6 protein-coding genes are annotated in these 5,275 nt (G+C 32.4%); 4 read left to right on the top strand and 2 right to left on the bottom strand.

Features of this window, described 5'->3' with window-relative positions; translation table 11 throughout:
• Positions 1-542: 542 nt before the first annotated feature.
• Entirely contained in the window at positions 543-710 is a 168-nt protein-coding gene (locus ACSVDA_RS24525) for a hypothetical protein (RefSeq protein ID WP_485887015.1), read from the bottom strand.
• Positions 711-1,052: 342 nt separating this feature from the next.
• Here ACSVDA_RS24525 and ACSVDA_RS24520 point away from each other — a divergent pair, with 342 nt between their 5' ends.
• Positions 1,053-1,415, top strand: a complete 363-nt coding sequence (locus ACSVDA_RS24520) for a hypothetical protein (RefSeq protein ID WP_485887013.1) — start codon at positions 1,053-1,055, stop codon at positions 1,413-1,415.
• 65 nt (positions 1,416-1,480) lie between these two features.
• Here ACSVDA_RS24520 and ACSVDA_RS24515 read toward each other — a convergent pair whose 3' ends face one another.
• Positions 1,481-2,371 carry a cytochrome D1 domain-containing protein gene (locus ACSVDA_RS24515; RefSeq protein WP_485887012.1) on the bottom strand — a complete coding sequence of 297 codons (891 nt, stop codon included), beginning with the start codon at positions 2,369-2,371 and terminating at the stop codon, positions 1,481-1,483.
• Between the two features lie 125 nt (positions 2,372-2,496).
• On the opposite strand from ACSVDA_RS24515, the gene ACSVDA_RS24510 reads away from it, so the two are divergent.
• The 3 genes from ACSVDA_RS24510 (at position 2,497) to ACSVDA_RS24500 (ending at position 4,700) form a co-directional block, all read left to right on the top strand.
• Positions 2,497-2,670 (top strand): hypothetical protein, encoded by a 174-nt coding sequence (locus ACSVDA_RS24510; protein ID WP_485887010.1) that lies wholly within the window; start codon positions 2,497-2,499, stop codon positions 2,668-2,670.
• Between the two features lie 238 nt (positions 2,671-2,908).
• The gene (locus tag ACSVDA_RS24505; RefSeq protein ID WP_485887008.1) at positions 2,909-3,409 is read left to right on the top strand and encodes a DinB family protein; all 501 of its coding nucleotides are present in this window, start codon (positions 2,909-2,911) and stop codon (positions 3,407-3,409) included.
• Positions 3,410-3,938: 529 nt separating this feature from the next.
• Positions 3,939-4,700 (top strand): hypothetical protein, encoded by a 762-nt coding sequence (locus ACSVDA_RS24500; protein WP_485887006.1) that lies wholly within the window; start codon positions 3,939-3,941, stop codon positions 4,698-4,700.
• Positions 4,701-5,275: the final 575 nt, after the last annotated feature.

The raw sequence follows: 5,275 nt of genomic DNA, 5'->3' as shown, positions 1-5,275 counted from the left end.
ACAATAAATACAGATATCAATGGAATTTAAAGAGGATGACCCCTGTTCAATACAGAGATCACCTTCTTAATGTAGCCTAGGCTTTTTTTAAAACTGTCCTTTACAAAGGGTACACTTTAGCATGTGGGGCTGTTATATTATTTGTACGTTTATAATGTCCTCAAATTTAATTTTGTGAACTTCCTCAAATTTATCAATTAACAAATTTTCCTCTGTCCACACAATTGGTGGTAAAAAATCATAATTTATAATCGGATGGGAATTTCCAACTTCATTGCCTTTACTCTTATGAGTGGGGATTTTTTATTTTGCGTTTATCATCATATAGTACATTAATGAAAAGATAATTTCGTCTAAGGGCGTTATAGCAACACTAAGAGTATGTAAACCCTCCCTGATTGTTAATGAAAGGAGGAGACATCAGAGAGGGGCGAGTGAAAGTGATGGTGTACTTTATTTTATGCAAGTATTTTAGTTAAGCTTGTATTAATCGATAGGTCAAATAAATCATTTTTATGCAATTCAATAATCATTTTGTTTCATTATAATAAAAATTGATCTTGATCAATTATTTGTGTGTTGGGACTGCCCAGTATAGAAATGAATTCTCTATTTCCAATTGATATTCCTATATCCCCACCCTGTTCTATTAATACTATCATCATACACATACAACATACCATAGTCATTACATAAAAATAAGTGTCCATATGGCTTTTCTCTCCTAATAAGTAATTATTATATATTATGTATTATATTAATGACCTTGATATACTTCTTGGACTAGCATCCATACAGCTTGCCCTTTTTCCGTTATTTAGAGAAATTATCCTTAATACATGAATTATTCGACTGAATTTCTATTATGGTTAGTAATCATAGTTTCTCATGACCGACATCAACAAAATACTAACTAGTAATCTCACACAATTTCACATTTAAGACACATAGATATACACAAGAAATACACATGAAGTACATAGCAGATTGGTTTAATAAACATGTGCAAGAAAACAACGCACAGAAAACTAATTCGAAGGAGTGTTTAAATTATGAAATTATTATCATTAGCATTAACAAGTGGAATCTTAGGATCTGGAGTATTTGCAGGAACTGCAAATTTCGAAAATCCAGAAAGAGTTGAAGGGGAAAAACCAGAATCAAATGTAGAAGTGGAAGGCACAGGAACAGTTGAAGTAATTGAAAATCCAGACTCAGGTGCATGGTTTTATACAGAATCAGGTGTAGAGATAAAAAAACCAGCAACAGAGAATAGTGAAGGATTTACTATTGAAATTGATGAAGAAACTGGAAAAATAATTAGTTCAAGTTTGTCTGATGAAGAACTAGTTAATTTTTTAGAGGAAAGCGAAAAGATTGATTCTGATGTCTTAAAAATAGAAACAGGCCTTTAATATCAAAAAAGCCGATTTCCAAAGAGAAGTCGGCTTTTTGCTTGTGGACACAATGCACATTGTGTTCATCTAATTACATAAGCAAGTTCTCCTTTAGGAGTAAAAACGATATCACTTGGTGTACCTTCAATTAGAACAGTAGCGATAACAGAATGAGTCTTGACATCGATGACAGAAATAGTCCCAGGGCTAACACTTGTTACATAAGCAAGTTTTCCATCTGGTGTGAAAGAGAAATTGGTTGGACTTCCTTCAACCTGAACGGTAGCAATCACGCTATGAGTTTTTACATCTATAGCAGATACATTACGATTAGGATCACCATTTACAGCATAAGCGAGTTTTCCATTGTCAGTGAAAGATAAGGCTTGCGGGGTTTCACCACTTTCTATAGTCGCAATAACTTGGTGTGTTTTCACATCTATGACTGAAATAGTTTCCCCAAAAGGGGTAGTACCTATATTAGTAACATAAGCAATTTTCCCATCAGGGGTGAATACGATATTTCCTGAAATGGTATCAACCTGAACCGTAGCGATTACGCTATGAGTTTTTACATCTATGACGGATGTAAGCCCTGAACTATTAATTATATAAGCGACCTTTCCGTCAGGTGTAAAGGCTAAGTTTCTTAGTGTCCCCCCAACCTGAACGGTTGCAATCACTCGATGAGTTTTTACATCTATGACAGATACTGTTCCGTCACCATTAACCACATAAGCGAGTCTTCCATCGTGGGTAAAGGCAATTGCATTGGGATTATTTCCTACAGTTACTGTACTGATTATACTATGAGTTTTCACATCTATGACGAATACAGCCCCTAGAGCAGAGCCATTTGTCACATATGCTATTTTCCCATCAGGTGTAAAGTTCAACTGAGAGAATGTCATAGTATTAACAGGTAAAGTATCTACAAAAGTATGAGTTTTCACATCAATGACTGCTATCGTCAAGCGAAATCACCTCTTTTCGATACTCGTTATAATAAAAATATGATAAAATGGATTGTTTAATTCGCTAATTAATAAAAAAAAGTGATATTGAGGTTACAACTTTATCTACCTTTGGAGGCATAGTCGTGATTATCAAAAAGAAAACAGTTGGATTAATTTTCATATTCTTTTTAATCCTAATAACAATTGTTAGACTATTTATTTCAGACATGCTAGGTTATAATGCCTCTTTTAGAATTTCAAACATATATCGGATAACAATGCCAACTACGTTACTGCTTCAAACGTTGCAAGTTTAATGTTATTAGTTACTGGGTATGTTTTAATCCTTTTAAGATCAAAAACAAGTAATAATATAGAATAAGAATTTATTTAGAAACATATTAGAAACTATGTTTAGCTCCGGTTTTTCTGTATTGAAAAATTGGAGCTTTTACATTTTAATTAGGAACAGTTTTAAATAAGTTATTTGTAAAGGAAATAATAATGTAATAGAGAATGTTTAAATTAGAACTTTTTGTAAAAGGAGGATTTCAAATGTATCGTAGATTAAATGATTTTTTAATATCCTGGGAATTCGAGGCTAAAGCAACAAGCAACATTCTAAAAAATCTCAATGATGAATCATTAAATTTTGAGGTTGCTCCACAGCATTGGACTTTAGGACGTATAGCCTGGCATACTGTTACTTCTATTAAGGTTATTAGTTCGCAGGGAGATTTAAATTTTGAAGCTCCTAGTGAAGATTGGTCCGTCCCTTCTTCTGTTGATACTATAGTTGAGAATTATGATCAATCTTCTAATGCATTTGTTGAGGCTTTGAAGGCTCAATGGACAGATGATAGTCTCTTGGATCAAATTGATTTCTTTGGTCAAAAAATGCCTAAGGGGTCTCTTTTATTATTTTTGAATCAGCATCAGACGCATCACCGAGGACAAATTACTATTCTTATGAGGCAAGCAGGGCTAAGTGTTCCAGGTATTTACGGCCCTTCTAAAGAAGAATGGGCGCTTATGGGGATGGATGCACCAAAATAATAGTAGTTTACTAAACACAATGATTAGTGAGTCGATTAGTTCCAGTACTTCAGAAATGAAAAATTGGAATTTTTTTATTTTACATAATAAGGAATCTATTTTGCAGTATATCGCAGCTTAACCACTTCTTCTATATGTAAACGTAAAAGCAATCTCTTAAGACTACTTGTGTCATAAGTGAAAAATATATCACTTCATTTTTTTCTAAAGAATTTCTTCAGAATTTCTTTAGAATTATATACTAAGAATATTAAGAAATGAATATTACACTTTATTTATAGCTAACGCAATGTTGGTGAAGAGACAAAATAGTTTTAATAGGATATGGTTACTATATTTTTGAAAGGAGAACAAGCAAATCATTTAAGGCTACCAAACATGTTAGAAAGAGAGATTTATAGAAAAACAGCTAACATCTCTAACGAAAACTTATTCAAAAGTAGAGTTATATAAGTAAATCCTTATCACAAACTTTTCATTGTTTTAAATGAATGGTATTAATAATTTCAACTAGAAAGGAAGAAAACAAATGAAAAACACTAAGAAATTTATTGCAACAGCTTCACTTTCAGCATTACTACTAGGGGGAGGAGCTACTGCGTACCAATCGTATGTATCTGCTGCTACGCCTTCGTATGAATTTTCACAAGCACAAGATTCATACGTTAAAGTAGAGACTTATGAAGATTTCGATAATGTTCAATATAAAGATTTTAAATTCCGTAATTTTGATAAATTTATACAATCAGTAGAATTTACAAAAGTTGATGTTGATACAGAGGTCTTTAATAAATATGCGGGCGCTAGTATGGAATATATGTTGCATGAAATTGAGAACCCAGAACTTGATAGTGCATTCATTGAGGCTGCAAAAAAACATTACTCTACAGTTGATATGGATCCGTGGACAATTTTATATATGGATGTAAAAAATCAAAACATAGATACAACTGGGAAAACATTTGGCCAAGTGGAGGAAGAACTCTACGGTGGTATGGAAATTTCAGGGTATGTTGGAAAATCTGAGAAAGAAATTGCCGCAGGTTTGAGTAAAGACTTTGGATTTGTAGATTTAGAAGGGAAAACTAAGGATGAACTAGTAGATGTATATTCTTATGCGATTAGAAACTATTTCGGAATTGAAACAACAGGCAAAACATTTGAGGAATTCAAAGAAGAGTTTCTTAAATATAATGCATCAGAGCGACTAAAAGAAGAAACAAAGGATTTACCATACGACTCAAATTGGTTAATAGAAAAGGAAGATTGGTGGATTATTTCTAATGGGTAACTACATTGCCCACACTAATCTATTATAACGTTTATAAAGCACCCTTTCTGGGTGCTTTGTTATTTTGACAAGTATCGCTATAATGTCCTAAGATTATTATCTATTCTTTTAGAATGTTATGTAAGTAATTTATTAATCTTGTATTAATGTGATAGGTCAAACTTAATTATATGAAACACAATGATTACGTTAATGAAAAGGTAATTTTGTCTAAGGGCGTTTGAGCAACACTAATAACCACAATGATTAATGAGTCGATTAGTTCCAGTTCTTAAGATATGGAAAATTGGAAATATACATATGGTACTCACCAAACTATCTAAAATTACGTATACAAAATATTACAATTGCATAATATAAAATACAGCAAGATATTCACTCCATGAAAAAACAGCCCCGCAAAGTAAAATGTACCCTATAGAGTAGACACTTAAAAAAAGTCTCCCTATAGGGTATATTTTTGTATAATGGAGAAACACAACTAGAGAAATACTTCGGATTGGAGAAAACTATGAGTAAAAAGATTTTTTCGGAGAAAGAGATCAAACTTTTATCTTCTAACATTTATGTTAAAT

The organism is Cytobacillus sp. Hm23, from assembly GCF_051842895.1.
Taxonomy (GTDB): Bacteria; Bacillota; Bacilli; order Bacillales; family SM2101; genus Nanhaiella.
This window is presented reverse-complemented; position numbering and strand designations above follow the sequence as displayed.

Coding starts and splice junctions, on each gene's coding strand:
- ACSVDA_RS24520 (WP_485887013.1), top strand. CDS start 1,053: ATGAAATTATTATCATTAGCATTAACAAGTGGAATCTTAGGATCTGGA.
- ACSVDA_RS24525 (WP_485887015.1), bottom strand. CDS start 710: ATGGACACTTATTTTTATGTAATGACTATGGTATGTTGTATGTGTATG.
- ACSVDA_RS24505 (WP_485887008.1), top strand. CDS start 2,909: ATGTATCGTAGATTAAATGATTTTTTAATATCCTGGGAATTCGAGGCT.
- ACSVDA_RS24500 (WP_485887006.1), top strand. CDS start 3,939: ATGAAAAACACTAAGAAATTTATTGCAACAGCTTCACTTTCAGCATTA.